General features: G+C 67.0%; 23 protein-coding genes. 20 read left to right on the forward strand and 3 right to left on the reverse strand.

Annotation, left to right across the window (positions count from 1 at the left end; all coding sequences use genetic code 11):
* Window positions 1-3: 3 nt before the first annotated feature.
* The 5 genes from H5V43_RS01100 to epsC all read left to right on the forward strand — a co-directional run bounded on the left by H5V43_RS01100 (window position 4) and on the right by epsC (window position 5,933).
* Window positions 4-1,500: a SulP family inorganic anion transporter gene (locus H5V43_RS01100; RefSeq protein ID WP_061936878.1), complete on the forward strand. Its 1,497-nt coding sequence runs from the start codon at window positions 4-6 to the stop codon at window positions 1,498-1,500.
* Between the two features lie 297 nt (window positions 1,501-1,797).
* The gene (locus H5V43_RS01105; RefSeq protein ID WP_025549718.1) at window positions 1,798-2,643 is read left to right on the forward strand and encodes a TorF family putative porin; all 846 of its coding nucleotides are present in this window, start codon (window positions 1,798-1,800) and stop codon (window positions 2,641-2,643) included.
* A gap of 166 nt (window positions 2,644-2,809) precedes the next feature.
* Window positions 2,810-3,520, forward strand: a complete 711-nt coding sequence (locus tag H5V43_RS01110) for a response regulator (RefSeq protein WP_025549717.1) — start codon at window positions 2,810-2,812, stop codon at window positions 3,518-3,520.
* Window positions 3,517-4,836, forward strand: coding sequence for an ATP-binding protein (locus tag H5V43_RS01115; protein WP_025549716.1), 1,320 nt, complete (start codon window positions 3,517-3,519; stop codon window positions 4,834-4,836). The genes H5V43_RS01110 and H5V43_RS01115 overlap by 4 nt, the downstream gene beginning before the upstream one ends.
* A 92-nt stretch (window positions 4,837-4,928) precedes the next feature.
* A complete protein-coding gene (gene epsC, locus H5V43_RS01120) occupies window positions 4,929-5,933 on the forward strand; it encodes a serine O-acetyltransferase EpsC (protein ID WP_025549715.1) in 1,005 nt (334 codons plus the stop codon).
* A gap of 64 nt (window positions 5,934-5,997) precedes the next feature.
* Here epsC and H5V43_RS01125 read toward each other — a convergent pair whose 3' ends face one another.
* The gene (locus H5V43_RS01125; RefSeq protein WP_025549714.1) at window positions 5,998-7,650 is read right to left on the reverse strand and encodes an alkaline phosphatase family protein; all 1,653 of its coding nucleotides are present in this window, start codon (window positions 7,648-7,650) and stop codon (window positions 5,998-6,000) included.
* Window positions 7,651-7,729: 79 nt separating this feature from the next.
* Here H5V43_RS01125 and H5V43_RS01130 point away from each other — a divergent pair, with 79 nt between their 5' ends.
* From H5V43_RS01130 to H5V43_RS01170, 9 genes are all read left to right on the forward strand, one after another.
* Window positions 7,730-9,763 (forward strand): protein-disulfide reductase DsbD family protein, encoded by a 2,034-nt coding sequence (locus H5V43_RS01130; RefSeq protein ID WP_099186165.1) that lies wholly within the window; start codon window positions 7,730-7,732, stop codon window positions 9,761-9,763.
* Window positions 9,763-10,500, forward strand: coding sequence for a TlyA family RNA methyltransferase (locus H5V43_RS01135; RefSeq protein WP_025549713.1), 738 nt, complete (start codon window positions 9,763-9,765; stop codon window positions 10,498-10,500). The genes H5V43_RS01130 and H5V43_RS01135 overlap by 1 nt, the downstream gene beginning before the upstream one ends.
* Before the next feature lie 87 nt (window positions 10,501-10,587).
* Complete coding sequence (locus H5V43_RS01140) at window positions 10,588-11,646, forward strand: efflux RND transporter periplasmic adaptor subunit (protein ID WP_025549712.1); 1,059 nt, start codon at window positions 10,588-10,590, stop codon at window positions 11,644-11,646.
* Window positions 11,647-11,658: 12 nt separating this feature from the next.
* Window positions 11,659-14,763 carry an efflux RND transporter permease subunit gene (locus H5V43_RS01145; RefSeq protein ID WP_025549711.1) on the forward strand — a complete coding sequence of 1,035 codons (3,105 nt, stop codon included), beginning with the start codon at window positions 11,659-11,661 and terminating at the stop codon, window positions 14,761-14,763.
* A gap of 20 nt (window positions 14,764-14,783) precedes the next feature.
* Window positions 14,784-15,332, forward strand: a complete 549-nt coding sequence (locus H5V43_RS01150) for a TspO/MBR family protein (protein ID WP_025549710.1) — start codon at window positions 14,784-14,786, stop codon at window positions 15,330-15,332.
* Window positions 15,333-15,377: 45 nt separating this feature from the next.
* Window positions 15,378-15,668 carry an accessory factor UbiK family protein gene (locus H5V43_RS01155; protein WP_007683948.1) on the forward strand — a complete coding sequence of 97 codons (291 nt, stop codon included), beginning with the start codon at window positions 15,378-15,380 and terminating at the stop codon, window positions 15,666-15,668.
* A 91-nt stretch (window positions 15,669-15,759) separates the two neighbouring features.
* On the forward strand, window positions 15,760-16,266 hold the full coding sequence (locus H5V43_RS01160; RefSeq protein WP_025549709.1) for a type III secretion system chaperone family protein: 507 nt from the start codon (window positions 15,760-15,762) through the stop codon (window positions 16,264-16,266).
* Window positions 16,267-16,277: 11 nt separating this feature from the next.
* Window positions 16,278-17,090 carry a pyrroline-5-carboxylate reductase family protein gene (locus tag H5V43_RS01165; RefSeq protein WP_025549708.1) on the forward strand — a complete coding sequence of 271 codons (813 nt, stop codon included), beginning with the start codon at window positions 16,278-16,280 and terminating at the stop codon, window positions 17,088-17,090.
* Window positions 17,091-17,160: 70 nt separating this feature from the next.
* On the forward strand, window positions 17,161-17,664 hold the full coding sequence (locus H5V43_RS01170; protein WP_025549707.1) for an asparaginase domain-containing protein: 504 nt from the start codon (window positions 17,161-17,163) through the stop codon (window positions 17,662-17,664).
* 76 nt (window positions 17,665-17,740) lie between these two features.
* Here the strand turns inward: H5V43_RS01170 and H5V43_RS01175 are convergent, their stop codons facing one another.
* Complete coding sequence (locus H5V43_RS01175; RefSeq protein WP_025549706.1) at window positions 17,741-18,367, reverse strand: hypothetical protein; 627 nt, start codon at window positions 18,365-18,367, stop codon at window positions 17,741-17,743.
* 104 nt (window positions 18,368-18,471) lie between these two features.
* A complete protein-coding gene (locus H5V43_RS01180; protein ID WP_044661720.1) occupies window positions 18,472-19,917 on the reverse strand; it encodes a sigma-54-dependent transcriptional regulator in 1,446 nt (481 codons plus the stop codon).
* A 151-nt stretch (window positions 19,918-20,068) separates the two neighbouring features.
* Between H5V43_RS01180 and H5V43_RS01185 the strand changes: the two genes are divergently transcribed.
* From H5V43_RS01185 to H5V43_RS01210, 6 genes are all read left to right on the forward strand, one after another.
* Window positions 20,069-20,194, forward strand: a complete 126-nt coding sequence (locus H5V43_RS01185; protein WP_025549705.1) for an aa3-type cytochrome c oxidase subunit IV — start codon at window positions 20,069-20,071, stop codon at window positions 20,192-20,194.
* A 29-nt stretch (window positions 20,195-20,223) separates the two neighbouring features.
* Window positions 20,224-20,493, forward strand: coding sequence for a proton-translocating transhydrogenase family protein (locus H5V43_RS01190; protein WP_048577391.1), 270 nt, complete (start codon window positions 20,224-20,226; stop codon window positions 20,491-20,493).
* The gene (locus H5V43_RS01195) at window positions 20,493-21,302 is read left to right on the forward strand and encodes an NAD(P)(+) transhydrogenase (Re/Si-specific) subunit beta (RefSeq protein ID WP_025549703.1); all 810 of its coding nucleotides are present in this window, start codon (window positions 20,493-20,495) and stop codon (window positions 21,300-21,302) included. The genes H5V43_RS01190 and H5V43_RS01195 overlap by 1 nt, the downstream gene beginning before the upstream one ends.
* A gap of 59 nt (window positions 21,303-21,361) precedes the next feature.
* Window positions 21,362-22,054 (forward strand): aspartate/glutamate racemase family protein, encoded by a 693-nt coding sequence (locus H5V43_RS01200; RefSeq protein ID WP_025549702.1) that lies wholly within the window; start codon window positions 21,362-21,364, stop codon window positions 22,052-22,054.
* Window positions 22,055-22,359: 305 nt separating this feature from the next.
* On the forward strand, window positions 22,360-23,817 hold the full coding sequence (gene guaB, locus H5V43_RS01205) for an IMP dehydrogenase (RefSeq protein ID WP_025549701.1): 1,458 nt from the start codon (window positions 22,360-22,362) through the stop codon (window positions 23,815-23,817).
* A 46-nt stretch (window positions 23,818-23,863) separates the two neighbouring features.
* A complete protein-coding gene (locus H5V43_RS01210; RefSeq protein ID WP_025549700.1) occupies window positions 23,864-25,039 on the forward strand; it encodes an RsmB/NOP family class I SAM-dependent RNA methyltransferase in 1,176 nt (391 codons plus the stop codon).
* Window positions 25,040-25,069: the final 30 nt, after the last annotated feature.

A 25,069-nucleotide genomic window follows, 5' to 3' on the forward strand; every position in this document is an offset into this window, starting at 1 on the left:
CTCATGCTCAAGGCATTTTCCGGCGGCACCTTCAGCCGCGACTTCACGGCGTCCATCGTCGTCTTCCTGGTGGCGATGCCGCTCTGCATGGGTATTGCCATTGCTTCCGGGGTGCCGCCGGAAAAGGGCCTGATCACCGGCATGATCGGCGGCCTGATCGTCGGCCTGCTGGCGGGTTCGCCCCTTCAGGTCAGCGGCCCGGCGGCGGGGTTGGCGGTCATCGTCTTCGAAATCGTGCAGAAACAGGGACTGTCCGCCCTTGGGCCGATCCTGATCCTGGCCGGCGCCATTCAGGTGATCGCCGGGCTGCTGCGGGTCGGGGGCTGGTTCCGCGCGATCTCGCCCGCGGTGGTGCACGGCATGCTGGCGGGCATCGGCGTGCTGATCGTCGTCGGTCAGTTCCACGTGCTGTTCGACGACAAGCCGCTTTCCAGCGGCCTTGCCAATCTGATCGCCATGCCGGGGCAGATTTTCGGCCTCAGCAACCAGGACGCGGCCACCGCCTTCGCGGTCGGCCTTGTCACCATCGGCGGCATGCTGGGGTGGGAAAAGCTGCGTCCGGCCTCCATGAAGCTGCTTCCCGGCGCTCTGGTGGGCGTGGTGCTGGCGACGCTGGTCGCCTTCTTCCTCGGCCTTCCCGTCGCGCGCGTCGTGGTGCCGGAATCGATCGTCTCGGCCATTTCGCTGCCGGGCGACAATCTGGTCCAGCAGCTCCTGAACCCGACGATCATCACCACGGCCATCGCCATCGCCTTCATCGCCAGCGCGGAAACGTTGCTGTCGGCGGCGGCGGTCGACCGCATGCATGACGGCGTGCGCACCAATTACAACCGCGAACTCAGCGCGCAGGGCGTGGGCAACCTGCTTTGCGGCGTGGCCGGCGCGCTGCCCATGACGGGCGTCATCGTCCGCAGTTCGGCCAACGTCCAGGCCGGCGCCAGGACGCGGCTGTCGACGATCCTGCACGGCATCTGGATTCTGGGTTTCGTCGCCCTGCTTCCGTGGCTGTTGCGGGAAATCCCGATGGCGGCGCTGGCGGGCATCCTGGTGGTGACCGGCGTGCGTCTGGTCAGCGTGGACCATGTGAAGCATCTCCTCCACCGCTATGGGCCGCTGCCGGCCGTGGTCTGGGCAGCGACGCTGATCTGCGTCGTGGCGACCGACCTGCTGACCGGCGTTCTGGTCGGCATCGGCCTCTCGCTGATCGAGCTTCTGCCCCATGCCCGACGTCTCCGCCTGGGCGTGGACGAGGAAGCACGCGACGACGCGCATGAAGTCGCGCTGCACGGCACCGCCACCTTCCTCAACCTGCCGAAGCTGTCGGCCAGGCTGGAGGCGCTTCCCGCCGGGCGGCTCGTCATCCTGAATGTCGAGCGGCTCAGCCATATCGACCATACTTGCGCGGAAATGGTCCGCGAATGGGTCGACCGCCGCCGCGGGACCGGTGCGCAGGTCGAACTGTTCGGCGCCACCGGCCGCATGCGCCACCTCGCCGCCTGATCCTTCACCCCCTCGTCAGGCGTTGAACGAACCGCCGCATCACCCTTGGGCGATGCGGCGATTTTTCGTTAAGATGCAAACTGGAAACACAATAGAAATATTCAGAAGACTGCAAGACAATAATCGTGTTGCGGACATCACAGTGCCTTCATGTCCTTTCGCATTTGCGAAAAAGCCATTTCCCCAATTCGCCTTATCCCCATAACCTGCTCTCGATCCGCCGGTATCGAAGACGATAAGACAAGAGATCTTCGGACGGAGCGGACGCAGGACGGAACATTCTTACGTAAAAGGGGAATGTTCATGAAGTATCAGATTGCCTGTGCCGCGCTTGCGCTGCTTTCCAGCGCTCCGGCTTTCGCTCAGGAAGAGCCCGCAGGCCCCGTCACCGTCACTGGCAGCGTCGGCCTGGTTTCCGACTATCGTTTCCGCGGCGTGTCGCAGAGCGACCGTGGCATGGCCATTCAGGGCGGCATCACTGCCACGCATGAAAGCGGCTTCTATGTCGGCACCTGGGGTTCGAGCCTTGGCGGCTGGGGCCGTTTCGGCGGGGCGAACATGGAACTCGACCTGGTCGCCGGCTATTCCGCCGCGCTGGGCGAGGGCACCACGGTCGACGTCGGCCTGACCTGGTACATGTATCCGTCGGGCGCCGACAAGACGGACTTCGCCGAACCCTATGTGAAGCTGTCCCACCAGTTCGGCCCGGTCAAGGGCCTGGTCGGCGTCGCCTATGCTCCCAAGCAGGAAGCGCTTGGCAAGTGGCAGAGCAGCGCCACCAGCGGCATCGACGATCCGGGCGACAAGGAAGACAATTTCTACGTCTGGGGGGATCTGAGCGCCGCGGTTCCCAACACCCCCGTCACGCTGAAGGCCCATATGGGCTGGTCGAACGGCAATTCGGGCCTGGGGCCCAACGGCACCTCGATCGCGCCGACCGGCAAATATCTCGACTGGCTGGTCGGCGCCGACCTGGCCATTCCCGGCACGCCGCTGACCGTGGGCGTCGCCTATGTCGACACCGATATCGCCAGGGTCGAGGAAGAATATCTGCGCCCGAACTTCATGGTCAATGACAGCAAGGACTTCGGCAAGTCGATCGCGCGCAGCACGATCCTCTTCTCGCTGAGCGCCGCTTTCTGATCCCATGCGCCGGGCCCGGTTCGCCGGGCCCGGCGCATGCTTCTTTCCCGGTCGTGACAAATTGTTTCTGCTGTCGCATCCGGGCGCTTCCCGCCGGCCCTGCGGTTGACCCGGGGTCCGGCCGTCCTTATCCCGCTGTCATGCCCATAGCCGTGCCGACATTTTCATGACCGCGCCGACCATCATCCTTGTCGAAGACGACCCGCCGCTGCGCACCCTGACGGCGCGGGCGTTGCAGGAGCATGGCTATCAGGTCCGCCCGGCGTCCTCCGGGCCGGAGATGTGGGTGGCGTTCGACGCCGGGCCGGTCGACCTTGTCGTGCTGGACGTCATGCTGCCGGGCACCAACGGCATCGATCTCTGCCGCCAGATCCGCCGCAAGAGCGACGTACCCATCATCTTCATCAGCGCCAAGGGCAGCGAGACCGACCGCATCGTCGGGCTGGAGCTGGGCGCGGACGACTATCTGCCCAAGCCCTTCGGCACGCGCGAGCTGATCGCCCGCATCCGCGCCATATTGCGCCGCGTCGGCGTGGAGCGCGGGCCGGACGAGCATCGCGAGAATGAGGCGCGCTTCGACGGCTGGATCGTCAACTTCCCCCGGCGGGAACTGCGTTCGCCGACCGGCGCCATCGTCGACCTGACCGGCGCGGAGTTCGACCTGCTGGGCAGCTTCCTCAGCCATCCGCAGCGCGTCATCGCCCGTGAGCGGCTGATCGAGCTTTCGCGCACCCGCATGGGCGACAGCAGCGACCGCAGCATCGACGTGCTGGTCAGCCGCCTGCGCCGCAAGCTGTCGACGCAGGATCGCACGGCGCCGATCACCACCGTTCGCGGCGTCGGCTATATGTTCAACGCGGAGGTCAGCCGCGCTTGAGACGGCATGTCAGCCTGGTCGGCCAGATTTTCGCGATCCTGCTGCTGACCCTGACGCTGGAATTCGCCGTCGGCATCTTCCTGAACGAACGGTCCAACCACCTCTCGCTACAGGATGACGAGGCCCGGCGCCTGGCCGAACATCTGGTCATCGCGCGCAAGCTGCTGACCGAACATCCGCCGGACGAGCGGCATGCGCTGTCGCTGCAACTCACCACCGATCGCTACGACGTGCACTGGACCCCGTCCTCGCCGCCGCCGCCGGCCCTGGCGCCGGGGCTGGAGCGGATGCGCCGGCAGATCGTAAACTGGGAACCGACGCTGGAACAGTCGGGCCTGTGGCTGCGCCTCGCCTCGCCCGGCCGGGTTTCGGAGATCAATGGCGGCCTGCGCCTGGCAGACGGAAGCTGGCTTTATTTCGGCATGCGCCATAGCGGCGGCAAATGGACCTTCGCCATCGGCCGCATGGGGCTGGCGCTGATCCCGGTGCTGGCGCTGCTGATCGTCGGCGGCATCATGATCCGGCGGACGCTGGCGCCGCTGCGCGACCTGACCCGCGCGACCGAGCGCATTGGCCTGAGCGACGAAGTGATCGTGGAGGAGGGCGGGTCCAATGACGTCCGCAACCTCATCCGCGCCTTCAACGCCATGCAGAAGCGCATCCATCGCCTGATCACCGAACGGACGGAGACTTTGGCGGCGGTCGGCCACGACATGCGGACCCCGCTCGCCCGGTTGCGGCTGCGGCTGGAGAACCTGCCCGACAACGAAGCGCGGGAGGCGATCGAGGGCGACCTCGCGGAAATGGGCGAGATGATCGATTCGCTGCTTGCCTTCCTGGGCGGCGAGAAGAATGGCGAACCGCCGGTGCGCACCGACCTGGCCGTGCTGGTGGCGACGGTGGTCGACGCCTTCCAGGATCAGGGCAGGCAGGTCGATTATGCGGGGCCCGACCATCTGGAAATGGCCGTGCGGTCGCTCACCCTGCGCCGGGCGATCGTCAACCTGATCGAAAATGCGCTGCACTATGGCAGCCGCGCCCGCGTCACGCTGGAGCGCCGGGACCGGGAAGTGCTGATCCGGGTCGACGATGACGGACCCGGCATCCCGCGCGACAAGCTGGACGAGGTGTTGAAGCCCTTTGCGCGTCTGGACGAGGCGCGGCAGCGCAACACGCGCGGGCTTGGCCTGGGTCTGGCCATCGTCGCGCGGGCCGTGGAACTGGAGGGGGGCGAACTGACCCTCGCCAACCGGCCCGAAGGGGGATTGCGGGCGGAAATCTGCCTGCATCTTCCGGCCGATGCCCAGAAGCGCTGACAAAAGAGAATCTGCCTGCCCCCAAGCAAAACTCATTTACTGGCGGGCGGGATGCCGCGCTATGCCGGGCGTCTGTATGAAAAGAGGCGCTTATGACGGCAGAAGGCGAAAAGGAAATCGCCCAGGGTTATTGGGATATAGACAGGCTGGCGACCGAGCTGGGCGCGGTGCGGCGGCGCTGGCGGCAGGGGCAGGACCACCACGCCGAATATGGCGCGGAGGGATTTCCGTCGCGCGCCACGCTGACCAAGATCATGGAGGCGCTGTGCGGTGCGCTGTTTCCGCTGCGCCTTGGCCCCAGCTTCGTGCGCCTGCATAATGAGGACGCCTATGTCGCCCAGACGCTGCAGACGGTGCTCAGCCGGCTTTACGGACAGATCAGGCTGGAACTGATCTATGCGATGAAGGACGAGCCGATCGCGCATGTGGACCGGGAAGCGTCGCGCATCATCGGCGCTTTCGCGGAAAGCCTGCCGGCCCTGCGCGAACTGCTCGACAGCGATGTGGAGGCGGCCTTTCTGGGCGATCCCGCCGCGCGCAGCGTGGATGAGGTGCTGATCTGCTATCCCTCGATGATGGCGATCACGCACCATCGTCTGGCGCACCGGCTTTATCAGCTGGGCGCGCCGCTGGTGGCGCGGATCATCTCCGAAATCGCGCATGGCAGCACCGGGATAGACATTCATCCAGGTGCGAGGATCGGGCACAGCTTCTTCATCGATCATGGCACCGGCGTGGTCATCGGGGAAACGGCGATCGTCGGGGACCGGGTGCGCGTCTATCAGGGCGTGACGCTGGGCGCGCGCAGCTTTCCGGCCGATGAGAAGGGCGCACTGGAAAAGGCCCTGCCGCGCCATCCGATCATCGAGGACGATGTGGTGATCTATGCCGGCGCGACGATATTGGGGCGCATCATCATCGGCAGCCGGTCGGTGATCGGCGGCAATGTCTGGCTGACCGACAGCGTGCCCGCGGACAGCAACGTCCGCCAGGCCAAGGCGCATTATGAAGTCACCAGCCGCGTGGAAGTGTCCGCGCCCCATCGCGTCCACGCGCTGCTGGAGGAAGGGCGCGACGGGATAGCGGAGAATATCTGAGGCGGCAGCGAGCCTTCAAAAACTTCGTCATTCCTGCCTTCGCGGGAATGACAGGTTTATTCATTTACTCCGCCGCGCAGCTATCCCCGTCCCCGGCGATCAGGTCGAGGCAGCGTCCGTCGATCTGGTCCTTCGGCACCGGCAATTCGATCAGCGCGGCCAGCGTCGGCATGATGTCCACCGTTTCCACGCCGAGCGGCTGTTCGAAATGGGCCAGCCCCTTGCGCCAGAACAGGATCGGCACGCGGCGGTCGGTATCCCAGGGTGAGCCATGGGTCGCGACCGATCCCATCACCGCCGCTTCGGGGATCGACATGACGCGCGGTTTCAGCAGCAGCAGCAGGTCGCCCGAACGCTGCGGGTCGAAGCTGGCGCGGGCTTCCTGGATCAGCGACCAGCTTTCCGGGGGCCCGGAGGGGGAGGGGGTGGCGGCGATTTCCGCCCTGGTGAAGACGGTCTGCACCTGGGGGTGAGCGCGGAGAAGGGCCAGGGCGGCCGCTTCCACCCTGTCGCGCTGGGCGGCGGTCAGGCTGCGGTCGAAATAGAGGTCGCCCGCTGGGCCATCGCCCCAGATCAGCGTCTTGCCCATGATGCCGGTCCTTTCCGCGACCGCCGCCGACAATGCCTTGGGCGTGAGCGCCCTGTCTACGCGCTGCTCCATCGGCATGGCGTTCATCCGGTGCCGCTCGGGCAGGTCATGGCCGCCATGGTCGGCGGTCAGCACCACGGCATAGTCGATGCCATCCTTGTCCAGCCGGTCGAAGAAGGCGCCCAGTTCGCGGTCCAGCCGGTCGACCTGGATGCAGCTTTCCGTACCCTCCGTGCCGTAGGTGTGGCCGATATAGTCCGTCGCGGACAGGCCGATGGAGATGATGTCGGTCTGCGCCTGCCGGCCCAGGGCCATGTTCTCGATGGCGGCGGCGGCGAAGGCGAGGGTCATTGCATCCTGCTCCGGCGAGATGCGGAAGGCCTTGTAATCGCCCGCCTCCCGCGCGAAACGGCCGGTGCCGACGATCCGGTCGCCCGCCTTCACCGGAAAATCCTTGGCCGCGCATTGCGGCGGCAGTTCGAAGCCGGGATTGCCCTCTGCCAGACGCTGGGCCATCACCTCATTGACCCTGGCGACCAGCGGCGGCGTCGCCACGCCCTTGTAGCTGACATAGCCCTTCGGCCCGCCCAGCCACCAGACCTGATCGGCCGTCGGTCCGCCCATCATGATCGCCGCGCGGTCCTTGCCCGCGACCGATACGACGCGCGTCGCCGGATTGGCCGCCTTCATCCGCCCGCCCAGCGTCGGCACCCTGAGATGCGTGGGCGAAGCCTGGTAATTTTCGCTGTCGGTGCCCGGCTGCGTCTCATCCTCCGCGCAATAGACCAGCTTGTCGGCGCGGGCGGTGCGCAGGTCGAACCAGCTATTGGCGATGATGCCGGTGCGCGACGGGCGGCTGCCGGTCAGGATGGTGCTGTGGCCGGGGCAGGTTTCGGTCGCGGCATGGCTTTGATAACCGCGCGGGAAGACGATGCCCTGTTCCGTCAGCCGCTTGAGGCCGCCGCTATAATATTGGCGATATTCGCTGAACAGATCGGCGGAAAACTGGTCGATGGCGATGGCGACGATCAGCCTGGGCGGGGCGGAAGGCGTGGGGGTGGCCGCTGGTTGGGCCAGCGCGGGCAGCGAACTGGCGATGAGCAGGGCGGCGGCGACTTTTTTGAACATGGGGGAGGAGACCTTCTGATGCCTTGACGGCGCATGCAAGCGGACCTAGCCCCCTTGCGTCCACCGGAACAGAGGCCCGATGCGGATTTTTCATGTCCTTCTGATGACAGTGCTTTTGCTGTTCGCGCCAGCCATGGCGCGGGCGCAGGGCGCGTTCGGCGGGGGCGCGCCGCATATCGCGGCGGAACTGGCCGCCGAAAGCGCCGTGCCGAGGCCGGGCGAGGGGCAGGCGTCGGGCACGACGATCGCCTTTTCCATGACGCCGGAGCCGGGCTGGCACGGCTATTGGGAAAATCCGGGCGATGCGGGGCTGGGCATGACCGTCAAATGGACGCTGCCCAAGGGGGTCGCCATCGGCCCGCTGCGCTATCCGGTGCCGGAGACATTGTTGATCTCCGGCCTCATGAACCATGTCTATGAGGGCCCCTATGGCGTGCTGGCGAAGCTGACCGTCGCGCCGGACGTGCCCAAGGGCACGAAGCTGCCGATCCGCGTCCGCGCCGACTGGCTGGCCTGCACAGACAAGGTCTGCGTGCCCGAGGGGGCGGAACTGGCGCTGGACCTGATGGCGGGTGACGGCTCCATCCTGCCGGGCAGCAGGGCGCAGTTCGACGGCTGGCGCAGCCACCTCCCGCGTCCGCTGGGCAGCGAGGCGGCCTATGCCATGGCTGACGGTCGCCTGCGCCTGTCCATTCCTTTCCCCGCGGCGGCGAGCGTCCGCGACGTCCATCTTTTCGCGCTGGCCGACGGCCTCATCCGCTATGCCGCCCCGCAAAGCGTCATGCGGCAGGGCGATCGGCTGCTGATCGAAACCGAAGCCGGACAAGGCATGAGATCCGGGCCGGTCCAGGCCGTCCTGCGCACCGGCGACCATGTCGGTTTCCTGCTGACGGCCCGGCCCGGCGCGGTTGCCGCCGCGCGGCCCGCCACCTTCCAGACGGTCCTCCTCGCGCTGGGCGGCGCGCTGGTCGGCGGCCTGCTGCTCAACATCATGCCCTGCGTCTTTCCGATCCTGGGGCTGAAGGCGATGAAGCTCGCCCGCGCGGGGGGCGATGAGCATGTCGTCCGGCGGGAGGCGCTGGCCTACAGCCTTGGCATCATCCTCACCTGCCTCGCGCTGGGCGGCGTGCTGCTGGGCCTGCGCGCGGCGGGCGCGGCCGTGGGCTGGGCGTTCCAGTTGCAGGACCCGCGCATCATCCTGCTGCTGTTGCTGCTGGTGACGGCGATCACGCTCAACCTCGCCGGGCTGTTCGAACTCAGCGCCTTCGGCGGCGGCGACAGGCTGGCGGACAAGGGGGGCGCATCCGGCGCCTTCTGGACCGGCGCGCTGGTCGCCTTCGTCGCCACGCCCTGCACCGGGCCGTTCATGGGCGCCGCCATGGGCGCGGCGCTGGTCCTGCCGCTCGGCGCGGCGCTGGCGATCTTCGCGGGGCTTGGCCTTGGCCTGGCGCTGCCCTTTCTGGCGCTGGCCTATATCCCGCCGCTCCGCACGCGTTTGCCCAGGCCAGGCGCGTGGATGGGGCGGCTTCAGAAGATCCTCGCCATCCCGATGGCGTTGACCGCGCTGGGCCTGCTGTGGCTGCTCGGCCAGCAGCGCGGCGTTACGGCCATCGTGCTGGGCGTTGGCGCGGCGCTGATCCTCGGCGCCGGCCTGTGGTGGCTTGGGCGCAGGCAGCGTCACGGCCGGCGCGGCGGGCTTGCCATGATCTGCGCTGCGCTCATCCTCTTCGCAGGAGCCGCCATTTTGTTGCCGGCGCATGCGCCGGCCGCCGCAGCATCGGCCCATGGCGTCCCCTTCGACGAAGCCCGCCTCGCCAGCCTTCGCGCCGCGAAAAAGCCGGTTTTCCTTTATTTTACCGCCGACTGGTGCCTGACCTGCAAGGCCAATGAAGCCGCCGCCATCGATCGCGAAGAGACCCGCGCGGCCTTCAAAAGGGCGGGCGTCACGGTGATGGTGGGCGACTGGACCAATGCCGACCCCGCCATCACCCGCTTCCTGGAAGGGCAGGGGCGTTCCGGCGTCCCGCTCTACCTCTGGTATGCGCCTGGCCGGGAGGCGCAGACATTGCCGCAGCTTCTGACGCCCGCCACGCTGACGGCGCTGGTGCCCTGATGGCCAAGGTCCGCGCCGATCAGCTGCTCGTCGACAGCGGCCTTGCCGAAAGCCGGGCGCGCGCGCAGGCGCTGATCCTGGCCGGCCTCGTCTTCCTGGGCGACCGGAAGATCGACAAGGCCGGGCAGCAGGTCGCCGCCGACGCCGGGCTGGAGGTGAAGGGCCGCGACCATCCCTGGGTGTCGCGGGGCGGCATCAAGCTGGCCCATGCGCTGGAGCATTTCCATATCGACGTGACCGGCGCCGTCGCCATCGACGTCGGCAGTTCGACCGGAGGCTTCACCGACGTCCTGCTGACCCATGGCGCGGCGCGGGTCTATGCGGTGGACAGCGGCACCAACCAGCTTGCCTGGAAGCTGCGTTCCGACCCCCGCGTCATCGTCCATGAACAGACCAGCGCCCGCATCCTGACCGCCGATCACATCCCGGAGCCGGTGGACATCATCGTCTGCGACGCCAGCTTCATAGCGCTCGCCAAGGTGTTGGACCGGCCCTTGAGCTTCGCCCGTCCCGGCGCGCGCCTGGTCGCCCTCATCAAGCCGCAGTTCGAGGCGGGGCGGGAGGAAGTCGGCAAGGGCGGTGTCGTGCGCGATCCCGCGATCCATGAACGGGTGTGCAACGACGTCCGGGAATGGGTGTTGTCACGCGGGTGGCAGGTCGAAGGCATAACCGCCAGCCCGATTACCGGCCCACAGGGCAATGTCGAATTTCTCCTCTTCGCAATATTTGGCGGATAATCCCATCCTGTTCGTTTCGCCGCTATAGTCATCATCTGCGACAAATGCCCATTTGAGTCGCTTGCAAAGGCCGATTAGCCCGATCCCATGCGCACCATCCTGCCTGTCTTCCTGATCGCGCTGACCCTTTCCGCCTGTGGCGGTCAAAAGGAAAAGAAGCCGCGTCCTTCCGCACTGGTCGAAGCCGCGCCCATATTGCGCGAAACCTTCACCGACAATCTGGACGCGGTCGGCACCGCCTTCGCCAATGAGCAGGTGGTGTTGTCTGCCCCGGTGACGGAGCGGATCATCTCTCTCAATTTCAGCGACGGCGGCTATGTCGGCAAGGGGCAGGTGATCGCGTCCCTGGCCGTGGGTCAGGAGAAGGCGGAACTCGCCGCCGCCCAGGCGCAGGCGCTTCAGGCGCAGCAGCAACTGGAGCGCATCAAGGCGTTGAAGGAGCGGGGCTTCGCAACCGCCGCCAGCCTCGACAGCCAGGTCGCGCTGGCCAATGCCGCCCGCGCCAGCGCGCAGCAGGCCCGCGCCTCCATCGGGGACCGCGTGGTGCGCGCACCCTTCTCCGGCTGGGTCAGCCTGCGCATGGTGTCGCCCGGCGCCATCGTCACCGCCGGCACGCCGATCGCCACGGTCAGCGACATTTCGCGGATCAAGCTGGACTTCACCATCCCCGAAACCCGCCTGGCGCTGGTGCGGGAGGGGCAGCCGATCAGGGCGGTCTCCGCCGCCTGGCCCGACCGGCCCTTCACCGGCACCATCGCCACCATCGATCCGGTGATCGACCCCGCCACCCGCGCCGTCCGGATACGCGCCATCCTGCCCAATCCCGACCGCGCGCTGAAGCCCGGCATGCTGCTGACGGTGAATGTGCTTGCGAAGCAGCGCCAGTCGCTGGCCGTGCCCGAGCTGGCGGTCGTGGGCGATGGTGAGGATCGCTTCGTCTTCCTGGTGGAGGATGGCAAGGCCAGGCGGACCAGGGTCGATACCGGCATCCGCCAGAACGGGCTGGTCGAGATATTGGGCGGGGTGAAGCCGGGCCAGACGGTCGTCACCGACGGCGTCGTCAAGCTGACCGACGGCGTGCCCGTCCGCCTGCCCGGCGACAAGCCGGAAGCGAAAAGCGCCAGCGCCGGCCGGGCGGCCGGTTAGGGAGGCGCGGCCATGCAGCTTTCGGACCTGTCCGTCCGTCGCCCGGTCTTCGCGGCGGTCGTCGCGGTGCTGCTTTGCATCGTCGGGATGGTCGGCTATCTCAGCCTTTCCATTCGCGAATATCCCGATACCGATCCGCCCATCGTGTCGGTGGAGACGACCTATACCGGTGCGGCGGCGTCGGTGGTGGAAACCCGCATCACCCAGATCATCGAGGATGGCGTCGCGGGCGTACAGGGCATACAGAACATCACCTCGACCTCGCGCGACGGCGTCTCCTCGATCAGCATCGAATTCGATCCGTCGCGCGACATCGATTCCGCCGCGAACGACGTGCGCGACCGCGTGGGCGGCGTGGTGGAGGATTTGCCGGAGGATGCGCTCGCGCCCGAAATCCGCAAGGTCGATGCGGATGCTCGGTCGATATTGTTCATCGTGTTCACCAGGGACGGCTGGACCCCGACGCAGATTGCCGACTATCTCGACCGCAATGTGCTGGACCGTTTCTCGGCCATTGACGGCGTCGCCCGCGTCACCGGCGGCGGCGACGAACGGCCCTCCACCCGCATCTGGCTGAATGCGGAGAAGCTGACCGCCTTCGGCATCACGCCGGGCGACATAGAGGCCGCCCTGCGCGCGCAGAATGTCGAACTGCCCGCCGGGCGCTTCGAATCGAAGGACCAGAACCAGACGCTGCGCGTCGAGCGCGCCTTTTCCACGCCCGAACAATTCGCCCAGCTTGTCGTCGGGCGCGGTGCGGACGGTTATCAGGTGAAGCTGGGCGATGTCGCGCGGATCGAGCAGGGCGCGGAAAACCCCTATACCTCCTTCCGCTCCAACGCCGCGACAGGCGTCGGCGTGGGCATCATCCGCCAGTCGGGCGCGAACACGCTGGAGGTCGCGGAAAAGGCGAAGGCGCTGATCGCTGAACTGCGGCCCACGCTTCCCGCGGGCATGAAAGTCACCATCGGATCGGACGAATCGCTGTTCATCAGCCGCGCCATCGACAATGTCTACGACACGCTGGCCGAAGCGGCGCTGCTGGTCGTGCTGGTCATCTTCCTCTTCCTCGGCTCCCTGCGCGCGACGATCATTCCGTCGGTCACAGTGCCGATCTGCCTGCTGGCGACCTGCGCGGTCATGTGGCTGCTGGGGCTGTCGATCAATCTGCTGACCTTGCTCGCCTTCGTGCTGGCCATCGGCCTGGTGGTGGACGACGCCATCGTCGTGCTGGAGAATGTCTATCACCGCATCGAACAGGGGGAGGACCCGCTGGTCGCCTCCTATCTCGGCACGCGGCAGGTGGGCTTCGCCATCATTTCGACCACGCTGGTGGTCTGCGCGGTGTTCGTGCCGGTGATGTTCCTCGCCGGGCAGACGGGCCTGCTCTTCCGCGAACTCGCCATCGCGATGATCGCCGCCATCGCCTTTTCGGGCTTCATTTCCCTGAGCCTCGCGCCGATGCTCTGTTCGAAGCTGTTGCGCCATTCCGAACGGTCACGCCTGTCGCGCTGGGTCGACGACCGGTTCCAGCGGCTGGAGGCGGGCTATGCGCGGCTGCTGGACCGTGTGCTGAAACGGCCCGTCCTCGCTCTCGTGCCCGTGCTGCTGTTCCTGGCGGGGACGGGCGTGCTGTTCACCACGCTGCCGACCGAACTGGCCCCGGCGGAGGATACCGGCGTCGTCGATGGGCAGGTGACTGCGCCCGAAGGCACCGGGTTCGACCGCATGAACGCCTATATGCAGAGGATCGAGACCGATCTTCAGCCGTTGCGCGATGAAGGCACGCTGCAGGTGCTGAACATCCGTGCACCCGCCGGCTTCGGCACCAGCGACGATTTCAACGGCGGCAACATCATCGCCTTCCTGCGGCCCTGGGAGGACCGCACGATCACCACGGCGCAGGTGGCCGACACCATCAACAAGGTGATCGCCAACCAGCCGGGGGTGCGCGGCAATGTCGCGCCGCGTTCCGGGCTTGGCCGTGGCCGTGGCCTGCCGGTCAATCTGGTGCTGGCCGGTGCGACCTATGAGGGGCTGGTGGCCGCGCGCGACCGCATCATGGCCGCCGCCGCGACCAATCCGGGCCTCATCAACCTCGATTCCGACTATAAGGAGACCAAGCCGCAGATGCGGATCGAGGTGGATCAGCAGCGGGCGGGCGACCTGGGCGTGTCTGCCAACGACATCAGCCAGGCCTTGCAGACGCTGCTCGGTTCCCGCCGCGTCACCACCTATGTCGACCGGGGCGAGGAATATCGCGTGCTGGTGCAGGCAGAGCGGGAGGGGCGGCAGACCCAGGCGGACCTCGAACGCATCAATGTGCGCAGCCGCACCGGCGTCCTCGTGCCGCTGTCCGCCGTAGTCACCGTCCGCGAGGTCGCCGGTCCGCGCCAGCTCAACCGCTACAACAAGCTGCGTGCCATCACGCTGACGGCCGCGCTCGCGCCGGGCTATTCGCTGGGCGAGGCGCTGGGTTTCCTGGAGGAACAGGCGCGCCAGTCGCCTGAGGTGCTGGCGCTCGGCTATCGGGGCGAGAGCCAGTCGCTGCGCGAGACCGGCGGGTCGATCTGGCTCGTCTTCGGGCTCACCATATTGATCGTCTATCTGCTGCTAGCCGCGCAGTTCGAAAGCTTCGTCCATCCCGGCGTCATCATCGCCACCGTGCCGCTGGCGGTGGCGGGCGGCGTGCTGGGGCTGGCGCTGACGGGCGGATCGGTCAATCTCTACAGCCAGATCGGCATCGTCATGCTGGTGGGGCTGGCGGCGAAGAACGGCATATTGATCGTCGAATTCGCCAACCAGCTGCGCGACGAGGGGCTGGAGATCGGCGCGGCCATCCGTCAGGCCGCCGCCCGGCGCCTGCGCCCGATCCTGATGACCTCCATCGCGACGGTCATCGGCGCAATGCCGCTGGTCATTCGCGGCGGCGCGGGCGCGGCGGCGCGCCATTCCATCGGCGTGGTGGTGGTTTCGGGCGTCAGCCTGGCGACGCTGATCACGCTGTTCCTGATCCCGATCCTCTATTCGCGGGTTGCAGGACGAACCGTTTCACCGCAAACCGTCAGTCGGCGGCTTGACTCGGCCTTGAAGGATTCGCCGGAAGCCGCCGAATAAAAGGTGGAGCTTCGTTGCCGATGAACGAGATTGCGTCTCCGGGTCAATTACGTCTTGCCTATGCGCGCTGGGCGCTGGTTACTGTGCCTGCGATTGTTTTCCTTGGCTTTCTTTCGGGCAAGCTCGCCAATAGTGGCTATGGCAATCGCTGGTTCGCCGCCCTCGCCAAGCCGGAGCTGATCCCGCCCGGCTGGGTCTTCGGCCTTGCCTGGACCGTGCTCTACATATTGATGGCGCTCGCGTTCGCCATCGTCCTGCACGCGCGGGGCGCACGAGGGCGGGGCATCGCGATTGCGGCCTTCATCGTGCAACTGGGCCTCAACCTCCTCTGGTCCCCGCTTTTCTTCCGCGCGCATCTGGTGGACCAGGCGCTGCTGCTGATCGTCCTGCTGTTCCTGCTCGTCGCCGTCACGACCGCGCTGTTCTGGCGCGTCCGCCGCGTCGCGGGCCTGCTGCTGCTGCCCTATCTGTGCTGGCTGGCCTTCGCCTCCTACCTCAACTATGAGATCGGCCGCCTCAATCCGGACGCGGAAAGCCTTGGCAAACCCGCGCTCCAGACTCAGATATGATTTTTGGCGCCGCCCATCGCGGCGCCGCACGGAAGGATAAGCATCATGCAGAGCGAAAACCGCTTTTTCGACGACCTTGCCAAGCTGGTGAACGGCGCGGCCGGAACCGTCGCGGGCATGAGCCGGGAATTCGAGACCAATGCCCGCGAAAAAGCCAAGCAGTGGATCGGCGGCATGGATTTCGTCAGCCGCGACGAATTCGACGCGGTCAAGGCGTTGGCCGCCGCCGCCCGGGAGGAGGTGGAATTGCTGAAGGCCCGGCTCGACGCGCTGGAGGGCAAGGCGTCCGAACCGGTCAAGCAGACGGTCCGGGCCAAGCCCAGGGACGGTGAATAACCGGCTGATTTCCGGCGGAAGCGGAGTTGTCCACGCATTTTCCATGCCGCCCCGGTTTCCACCGGCGCAAAAAATGCTTTAAGGCGCGCAGATGATGGACAGCGACGAATATGAAAATGGCGGTCAGGAGGCCGCGCCGATCGACATGCTGGCCGCCTATTTCGAGGCGCATGGCTGGAGCTACGATCAGGTCGGTGAGGATGAGATCGTCGCCAGCACCCAGGGGTCCTGGGCGCAATATGAGCTGCGCGGCATCTGGCGCGACGAGGACCAGGTGCTGCAGATGCTCGCCCTGCCCGACATCAGGGTGAATGAGGACAAGCGCAGCGCCATCTACGAAACGCTGGGCCTGATCAACGAACAGCTTTGGCTCGGCCATTTCGAACTCTGGTCTTCCAGCGGCATCGTGCTGTTCCGCCACGGCGCGCTGCTGGGGGCGGGCGGCACGCTGACGCTCGACCAGGCGCAGATATTGGTGGAAACCGCCATAGACGAATGCGAGCGCTTCTATCCGGTGTTCCAGTTCGTCCTCTGGGGCGGCAAGACCCCGACGGAGGCGATTTCCGCCAGCCTCATCGAAACGCGCGGCGAAGCCTGAGACCCTTTCCCATGACCGACATCTGGCCCGACCATCTTTTCCTTGTCGGCTGCGGCAATATGGCGGGGCAGATGCTGCGGCGCTGGCTCGCCTGCGGCCTCGATCCGGCGCGGGTGGTCGTGTTGCGTCCCAGCGGCAAGGCGGTGGCGGAAGGGGTGAGGGTCGTCACCGACTATCCCGCCTCCCTGCCCGCCGGCACCACCATCCTGCTGGGCATGAAGCCCTATCAGCTTGGCGATGTCGCGGGCCAGCTTGCGCCGCTTTGCAGCGCCGATATGCGGATCGTTTCGATCCTTGCGGGAACGCGGCTGGCGGATCTGCGCGCCGCTTTCCCCGCGGCGGCGGAAATCGTCCGCGCCATGCCCAACCTGCCGGTGGGCATAGGGGAGGGTGTCACCGCGCTCCATGCGGATGCCGCATTCCCGGCGGCGTCGCGCAAGGCGGTGGATGCGTTCATCGCCCCGCTAGGCCTTGCCGAATGGATTGCGGATGAAGGCCAGTTCAACGAAGTCACCGCGCTGTCCGGCTGCGGACCCGCCTTTCTGTTCCGCTTCGTCGATGCCCTTGCGCGGGCGGGCGAGGCGATCGGCCTCTCCGCCGAGCAGGCCGGGCGCATGGCGCTCGCCACCGTGCGCGGCTCTGCCAGCATGGCTGCCATGGCGAGCGAAAGCCCGGCCGTGCTGGCGGATCGCGTGGCCAGCCCCGGCGGCATGACCCGGCAGGGTCTGAACGTGCTCGATGCCGACGACCGGTTGCTGAAGCTGCTCACCGATACGCTGGTCGCCGCGCGCGACCGGGGCGAGGCGATGGCCCGGGGCGAATAGGGCCGGGGCGGTTCACCTCTTCCTGCAAATCCCTTAGAGAAACGACATTTCCCTCCCTTGGAGTCCTGCGATGCTGTCCCCCGAAACGTCCATCCTTGTCCTCACCACCGGGGGGACGATCGACAAGATCTATTTCGATGCGCTGTCGGACTATCAGGTGGGCGAAACGGTGGTGGCGAAGCTGCTGGACATCGCCCGCGTCAAGCGGCCCTTCCGCATCGAGGAAGTGGTGCGCAAGGACAGCCTGGAACTGGACGATGCCGACCGCGCCCTGATCCGCGACCGTGTGGCCGCCGCGTCTGAAAGCCATATCGTCATCACCCACGGCACCGACACGATGACGGAGACGGCGAAGCTGCTTTCCGCCATCGCCGGCAAGACGGTCGTGCTGGTGGGCGCGCTCGCACCGGCACGTTTCGGGGAAAGCGACGCCAGCTTCAACCTCGGCATGGCCTTTGCGACGGTGCAGCTTGCCGCGCCGGGCGTTTACATCACGATGAGCGGGTCGGTCTTCCGGGCCGACAGGGTGGTGAAGGATCGGGAAAAGGGCGCCTTCGTCCCGATTGGCGAGTGAGTTTGCGCTGGGGGTGTTCCTGGTCGATCAGAGGACGTTTCCCCTCTCGCCCATGATCCCTTCATGACCGGCCGCTTCAGCGCGTGCCGGCATTCTCCGCCGCCACGGGAACCGCGCCGCCCTCCGGCGTCTGCGCCTTGGGCGCGAAGATGCGGAGGCTGTCGAGCGTCTTTTCCGCCATCGCCTGATATTGCTCGCTCAGCATTTCAGGATAGACGAAGCTGGCCGTTACGATGGAGCCGTCCGGCTGTTTCATCAGCCGCAGCGCGACATTGTTGCCCTCGCCGTCATTGGCGGTGCCGCGATATTCGTTATCGCCGATATAGTCGCCGCTCACCCCTTCGGAGCCTTCGCTCACCGTCTCGACGATCTGTTGCAGCGTCTGGTCGCCCTCCTTCTTCTGCCAGAAGATGCGGACGTCCGCGCCCGCGCCGGGGTCCTGATAGACCACGCCGTCCGCATTGCTGGAGGCCGCGTCCTTCTGCCAGCCTTCGGGGAAGGTGATGGAAAAGCCGCGCTCGACATTGACATAGTTGCGGGATGCGGGCGTGTCGGCCTTTGCTTCGGCCATCGCCCTGGCCGCGGCGGCATTGGCGGCGGCGGCGAGTTCGTCCTGGCTTGGGAGGTCCTCCACCGGTTCCGCGCGGCCGCAGGCGACCAGCAGGAGGAGGGGCATGGCGGCGGCGAGGATGGCGCTTTTCATCGCTCCCCCAAAGCATAGCCGCCGCGACATTTCAACGCCGCAACCGCGTGTGGCGCGATGGGACGACGGCAGTGCGGGGCGTCCGCCCCCGTCAGCCGGTCCGATCAGGCAGCGCTGTCGATGCCCAGTTCGGCGAGCTTGCGGTAGAGGGTCGAGCGGCCGATGCCCAGCCGCCGGGCCACTTCGGTCATGCGCCCGCGATAATGGCCGATGGCCAGGCGGATGACGTCCGCTTCGATCTCCGCCAGTTGGCGGACATGGCCGTCGCCTTCGAACAGGGTGATGCCGGCGGCCTCCCGATGCGGCTGCGGCACGGCATGAAGCCGGCCACGGGACTCGCCATGACCGCGCCCGCGAATATGGGCGGCGATCTGTGGAAAATCCTGGGGCGTAAGAGCATCGCCCTCGCACAGCACCGCGGCGCGGAACAGGGCGTTCTGAAGCTGACGCACATTGCCCGGCCAGTCATGCTGCATCAGCAGCGCCAGCGCGTCGTCGGTAAGGCCAAGGCCGCGCAATCCCGGCTGGGTCGCGATGCGGGCGAGCAGATGGCGGCACAGCGCCGGCACATCGCCCAGACGTTCGCGCAGCGGCGGAATGGTGAGCTGCACGACGTTGAGGCGGTAATATAGGTCTTCGCGGAAGCGCCCCGCCTCGATTTCGTCATGCAGCCGCTTGTTGGTGGCGGCGATGACGCGGACATCGACATGGATCGGGCGGCGCGCGCCTATGGGCTGGACTTCGCCGTCCTGAAGCACGCGCAGCAGCTTCACCTGCGCGTCCAGCGGCATTTCGCTCACTTCGTCGAGGAAGATCGTGCCCATGTCGGCGGCGACGAATTTGCCGACCTGCCGGTCGAAGGCGCCGGTGAAGGCGCCGCGTTCATGGCCGAACAGGTCGGATTCCACCAGATTGGCCGGGATCGCGCCGCAATTGACGGTGATCATCGCCTGCTTGTGGCGGGGGGAAGCGGCGTGGATCGCGCGGGCGATCACATCCTTGCCGACGCCGCTTTCGCCCTCGATCAGCACGGGGACGCGGGCGCGGGCCGCCTTGGCCGCGATGGCGAGCGCGGCGCGGAACTGCGGCGCGGCGCCGACCACATCCTCGAAGGACAGGGCGGCAGGGATCTTTTCGGTCAGCGGGCGCAACTCGCCCTTGCCATGTTCGCCGTTCAGCGTGGCGTTGAGCGCGGCGAGCAGCCGCTCAGGCGCGATCGGCTTGGCGAGATAGTCGGTGGCGCCGGCCCGCATCGCCTCCACCGCGACGGCGACATTGTTATGCGCGGTGAGGATCAATATGGGCAGGGCCGGCCGGCGGGCACGCAGTTCGCGGATCAGGCCGGTCGGCTCATAGCTCGGGCTCCACTGGTCGAGCAGCACGGCGTCGAGCCGCATGCCGTCCTGCGTGCCCAGCATCGCAATCGCGGTGTCGCCGTCATTGGCGAAGATGGTGCGCCATCCCGCACGGGCGGCGAGAGCCGACACCAGCCTGCGCTGCGCCGGCTCGTCGTCGATCAACATCAGCATCGGAACGCCGTCGCGCGCCATCCTTACCCCTCATAAGCGAACTGGTGCCGAAGGTAGGGAAGAGGGGTAAAGACCGGCTTAACCGGAAAAATTTTCTTGTCCGCTGACGGCTTGAGGGGGAGAGGGCTTGGCGATAAGAGGATGCCGCGAAACGGACAGAGAGGGACAGTGCATGGCTTCGGACGGAAATATGAACAGCGCAACCCAGACCTATGAAGGGTTCGTGGCCCTCATCAAATGGGGAACCATCGCCAGCGCCGTCGTCGCCGCTCTGGTCGTGCTGCTGATCGCCAGCTAAGCCAGGCTTGATCGCTGAAGGGGGAGCAGATGATGCCGTTCCTTCTCCCCTGCTTTTTGACGGCCTGCATCGTCGGGGCGCTCGTTGCATGGCGGGCGCGGCTGGACGAGGGCTGGGCGCTCGTTTCCGTTCTTCAGATGCTGTCATCCGCCATTCTGGTCGGCGCGCTGACCGTGGCGGCGGAGGCGGGCAGCAGTATCGCCCGGACATTGGGCCTGCTGGCGATAGTGGCGGGCAGCGCCGGGTTTTGCGGCGGTTTGGTGGCGGCGCGGCGGATCGGCATGCCGCCGCGGCCATGATGGAAGGCGTGAACGCGACGATCCTCGCCGGCTGGTCGCTGGCCGCCTTATTGTTCGCGGCGGCTCTGCTGGCCCCGCTTGGCGGCGGGTTGCGGCGGGGCGCGCATCTGGCAGGCGCCGCGATGATGGTTGCGGGCGCCGTGACCCTCTACAGCCATGATGTCATGGCCCTGCCGCAAATCTGCGCGGCGCTGATCGCGGGAAGCGCGATCGGGCTGGCATTGGGGCGCGGCATGCCGCGATCCGCGCTTCCATCGCTGATGAGCGGTCTCATCGGACAGGCCGGCCTGGCGGCCGTCTTCATCGGCGGAGCGGCCTTGCGCGATCCGCATGCCTTCGGCCTGCTGGACGATGCGACGGACCGGCTGCGTATCGAGGGCGCCGCTGCGATCGGCGCAGCCGTCGCCTGCGGAGCCATGGCCTGCGCGGGGGCGGCGGCGGTCCTGTGGCGCGGGGCGGCGGGGCGGTGGCATCCGCTCGTGGCGGCTGCCATGCTGCCGGCGACCGGCGGGCTGGTCGCGGCCTTCATAGCGACTCCGGACCTGGGCAGGCTTCTTGCCTGCATCGGAGCCGCATGGCTTGCGGGCTGGACGGTTGTGAAATGGGCCTTGTCGTGGGGAACCGGACCTGCGCTGGCGCTGGTGGGCGGCTTTGCCGGCTGGTCGCTGGCGGCGTCCGCTTTCCTGATGGAAAATATGCCGATGGCCGTCGCGGGAGGGCTGGCGGGCGCGGCGGGCAGCCTGTTCGGCGCGCGCCTTTGCGGCGGTGCGGGCAGGAAGGGGCTTGCCGATGCGGGACGCCGTCCCTAACGATTTGGGCGAGGGACAAGCCTGTCCGGCTTTGTCGGCGCATGGGGATAAGCGGATTCATGAAGAAGCTCGGCCTGATAGGCGGTCTCAGTTGGACGTCGACGGCGCGCTATTATCAGATCATCAACCAGGCGGTGTATCGCGCCCGGGGCGGCCAGCATAGCGCTCCGCTGCTGATCGAAAGCCTCGATTTCGCGGACATAGGCCGTTCCATCACCGAAGAGGAATGGGCCCATGCGGCCGATGTGCTGACCGCGTCCGCCAGGCGGCTGGAGCAGGGCGGGGCGGCGGCCTTGCTGATCTGCGCCAATTCCATGCACCGCGTCTATGACGATGTGCAGGCAGGCGTCGACATTCCGATCGTCAACATCGCCGAAGCCGTAGGGCGCAAGATGCAGGCCGACGGCATCGAAAAGGCCGCGCTGATCGGCACCCGCAATGTGATGACGGAGAAATTCTATCGCCAGCGGCTGGTGGCGCACGGCATATCGCTGCTGCCCCCGGACATGGAACTGGCCGAGCGGATCGACCGGATCGTCTATGACGAACTGACCATCGGCAAGGTCAGCCGCGAGTCGGAACGCTATATGAAGTCCGAACTCACCGACATCGCCAAGGAGAATGTGCAGGCGGCGATCCTTGCGTGCACCGAATTGGAGATGATCGTCGATGTGAAGGCGAACGTCCTGCCGATCTATGACGGCACCAGCATCCATGCACGTGCGGGCGTGGACGTGATCCTGGGGGATTGAGGCGTCTGGACCTTTAGCGGGCCAGGCCCCAATCCTCCCTCCGCGCAGCGGACGATGGAGCGAAACGCGCCGGCGTCGAGACGCCGGACGCCCGCCAATCCGGGGCAGCGACGGGAATCGCCTGCTTCTCTCGAACCTTCACCTTCCACCCCGTTGCGCGCCGCGCAGGGATTTTCTCGCCTCCGCAATAAAATGCTTTCGGGGGTCTGGCTGTTTTGCCGGTTAATGGTTACATGGGCCGCCACGAATCCCCCAGCGATCATGCCAGGCCCCCGCATGAAACGCGCAGCAGAAAGTGGCTTCACATGGACATCCGCCTTGGCCTCACCTTTGACGACGTGCTTTTGCAGCCCGCCGAATCCGATGTGCTGCCCAGTCAGGCGGACACCAGCACCCATGTGACCCGCGCAATCAAGCTCAACATCCCGATCCTCTCCTCCGCCATGGACACGGTGACGGAGGCGGACATGGCGATCGTCATGGCCCAGCTGGGCGGCCTTGGCGTGTTGCACCGCAACCTGTCGGTCGAGGAACAGGCCGACGCGGTACGCGCGGTCAAGCGCTTCGAAAGCGGCATGGTGGTCAATCCGATCACCATCACGCCCAATGCGACGCTGGCCGATGCGCAGATGCTGATGACCCGCCACAAGATCAGCGGCATTCCGGTGGTCGAGGCGTCGGGCAAGCTGGTCGGCATCCTCACCAATCGCGACGTGCGCTTTGCGGAGAACCCCGCCCAGCCGGTCAGCGAACTCATGACCCGCGACAATCTGGCCACGGTGAAGACCGGGGTGGGCCAGGACGAAGCGATGCGCCTGCTGCATCAGCGCCGCATCGAAAAGCTGCTGGTGGTGGACGATAATTATCATTGCGTCGGCCTGATCACCGTCAAGGACATCGAAAAGGCCGTCACCTATCCGCAGGCGACCAAGGACGCTTCGGGCCGCCTGCGCGTGGCGGCGGCGTCGACCGTCGGCGACAAGGGGCTGGAACGCAGCAAGGCGCTGATCGACGCGGAATGCGACCTGATCGTCATCGACACGGCCCATGGCCACAGCCGCCAGGTCGCCGTCGCGGTCGAGGCGGTGAAGAAGCTGTCCAACCATGTCCAGGTGGTCGCCGGCAATGTCGCCACCGCCGAAGCGACCAAGGCGCTGATCGGCGCGGGCGCGGACTGCGTGAAGGTCGGGATCGGGCCGGGTTCCATCTGCACCACCCGCGTCGTCGCGGGCGTGGGCGTGCCGCAGCTGACCGCCGTCATGGATTCGGCCGAGGAAGCCGCGAAGCAGGGCGTGCCGGTGATCGCGGATGGCGGCCTGCGCACCTCCGGCGACGTGGCGAAGGCGCTGGCGGCGGGCGCGGGCTGCGTCATGGTGGGCTCCCTGCTCGCCGGTACGACGGAAGCTCCGGGCGAGACCTTCCTCTATCAGGGCCGCGCCTATAAGAGCTATCGCGGCATGGGCAGCGTCGGCGCCATGGCGCGGGGTTCCGCCGACCGCTATTTCCAGGCGGACATCAAGGACCAGATGAAGCTGGTGCCCGAGGGGATCGAAGGCCAGGTGCCGTTCAAGGGGCCGGCGAAGGACGTCATCCACCAGCTTGTCGGTGGCGTGAAGGCGGCCATGGGCTATACCGGCAGCGCCACGATCAAGGACCTTCAGGAACGGGCGCGCTTCGTCCAGATCACCAATGCCGGCCTGTCGGAAAGCCATGTCCACGACGTGACGATCACGCGGGAAGCACCCAATTATCCGACGCGGTAAGGCCCTTTTTCCATTCTCTTCCTTTCCCGTGATGGGGGAGTAGCGCATGACCCCGTCCGCACGCGTCCAGGCCGCGATTGAGTTGCTCGACGCCATCATATCGTCGGCGCGTGACGGCGGGCCGGCGGCGGATACGCTGATTGCCCGCTATTTCAAGGATCGGCGCTATGCCGGATCGCGGGACCGGCGGGCGGTGCGCGATCATGTCTATGACGCCGTGCGCCGCGCGGCCGAGCGGCCCGAAAGCGGGCGCGCCGCGATGGTGGGGCTGGCCCGCGAGCGGCCGGAACTGGCGGAACTGTTCAATGGATCGGCCCATGGGCCGGCGCCGATTTCCGCGGACGAGGCGGGAACGGCGGCAGGCGTCGTGCCCGGCTGGATCGACCCTCTGCTGGCCGCGCCCGTGGAGCGCGAGGCCCTGTTGGGCCGGGCGCCGGTCGACCTGCGCATCAACCGGCTGAAGGCCGACCCGGACAGGGTGGCGTCCTTCTATCCCGATGCGGTGCGTCTGTCCGGCCTGCCCGAGGCCTTGCGCCTGCCCGAAGGCGCGCCGGTCGAGCAGAGCGATCCCTGGAAATGGGGGCAGGTCGAGGTGCAGGATGCCGGCAGCCAATGGATCTCCGCCGCCTGCGGGGCGCAGCCGGGCATGACCGTGATCGATCTCTGCGCCGGGGCGGGGGGCAAGACGCTGGCGCTGGCGAGCGCCATGGCGGGCAAGGGCACGCTGATCGCCGCCGACACCATCCGGTCGCGGCTGTCGCGGCTCGACCCGCGGGCGGAGCGGGCCGGGGCGACCTTCATCGAGACGCTGCTGCTGGATCAGGGGCATGAGGCGGGCGCGCTGCAAAGCCTGCATGGCCGCGCCGATGTGGTGCTGGTCGACGCGCCCTGTTCGGGCACCGGCACCTGGCGCCGCAATCCGGAGGCGCGCTGGCGGCTGACCCCCGCGCGGCTCGACCGGTTGGTGGCGGAGCAGGCGCGAATCCTGGATTTCGCCGCGCCTTTGCTGGCGCCGGGCGGCCTGCTGGTCTATGCTACCTGCGCGCTGACGGACCGGGAGGGGCGGGATCAGGTGCGGGCATTTCTGGCACGGCATGAGGGATGGATGGCCGAACCGGTCGATGTGCCGACGGGCCGTGCCCATGGCGACGGGCTGCTGCTGACGCCGGCGCATGACGGGACGGACGGTTTCTATTTCGCGCGGCTGCGACGGACGGCGTGAAAGAGTCGATGGACAAGCGCCCGCAAAATC

The organism is Sphingobium fuliginis, assembly GCF_015074805.1.
Lineage (GTDB): Bacteria > Pseudomonadota > Alphaproteobacteria > Sphingomonadales > Sphingomonadaceae > Sphingobium > Sphingobium fuliginis.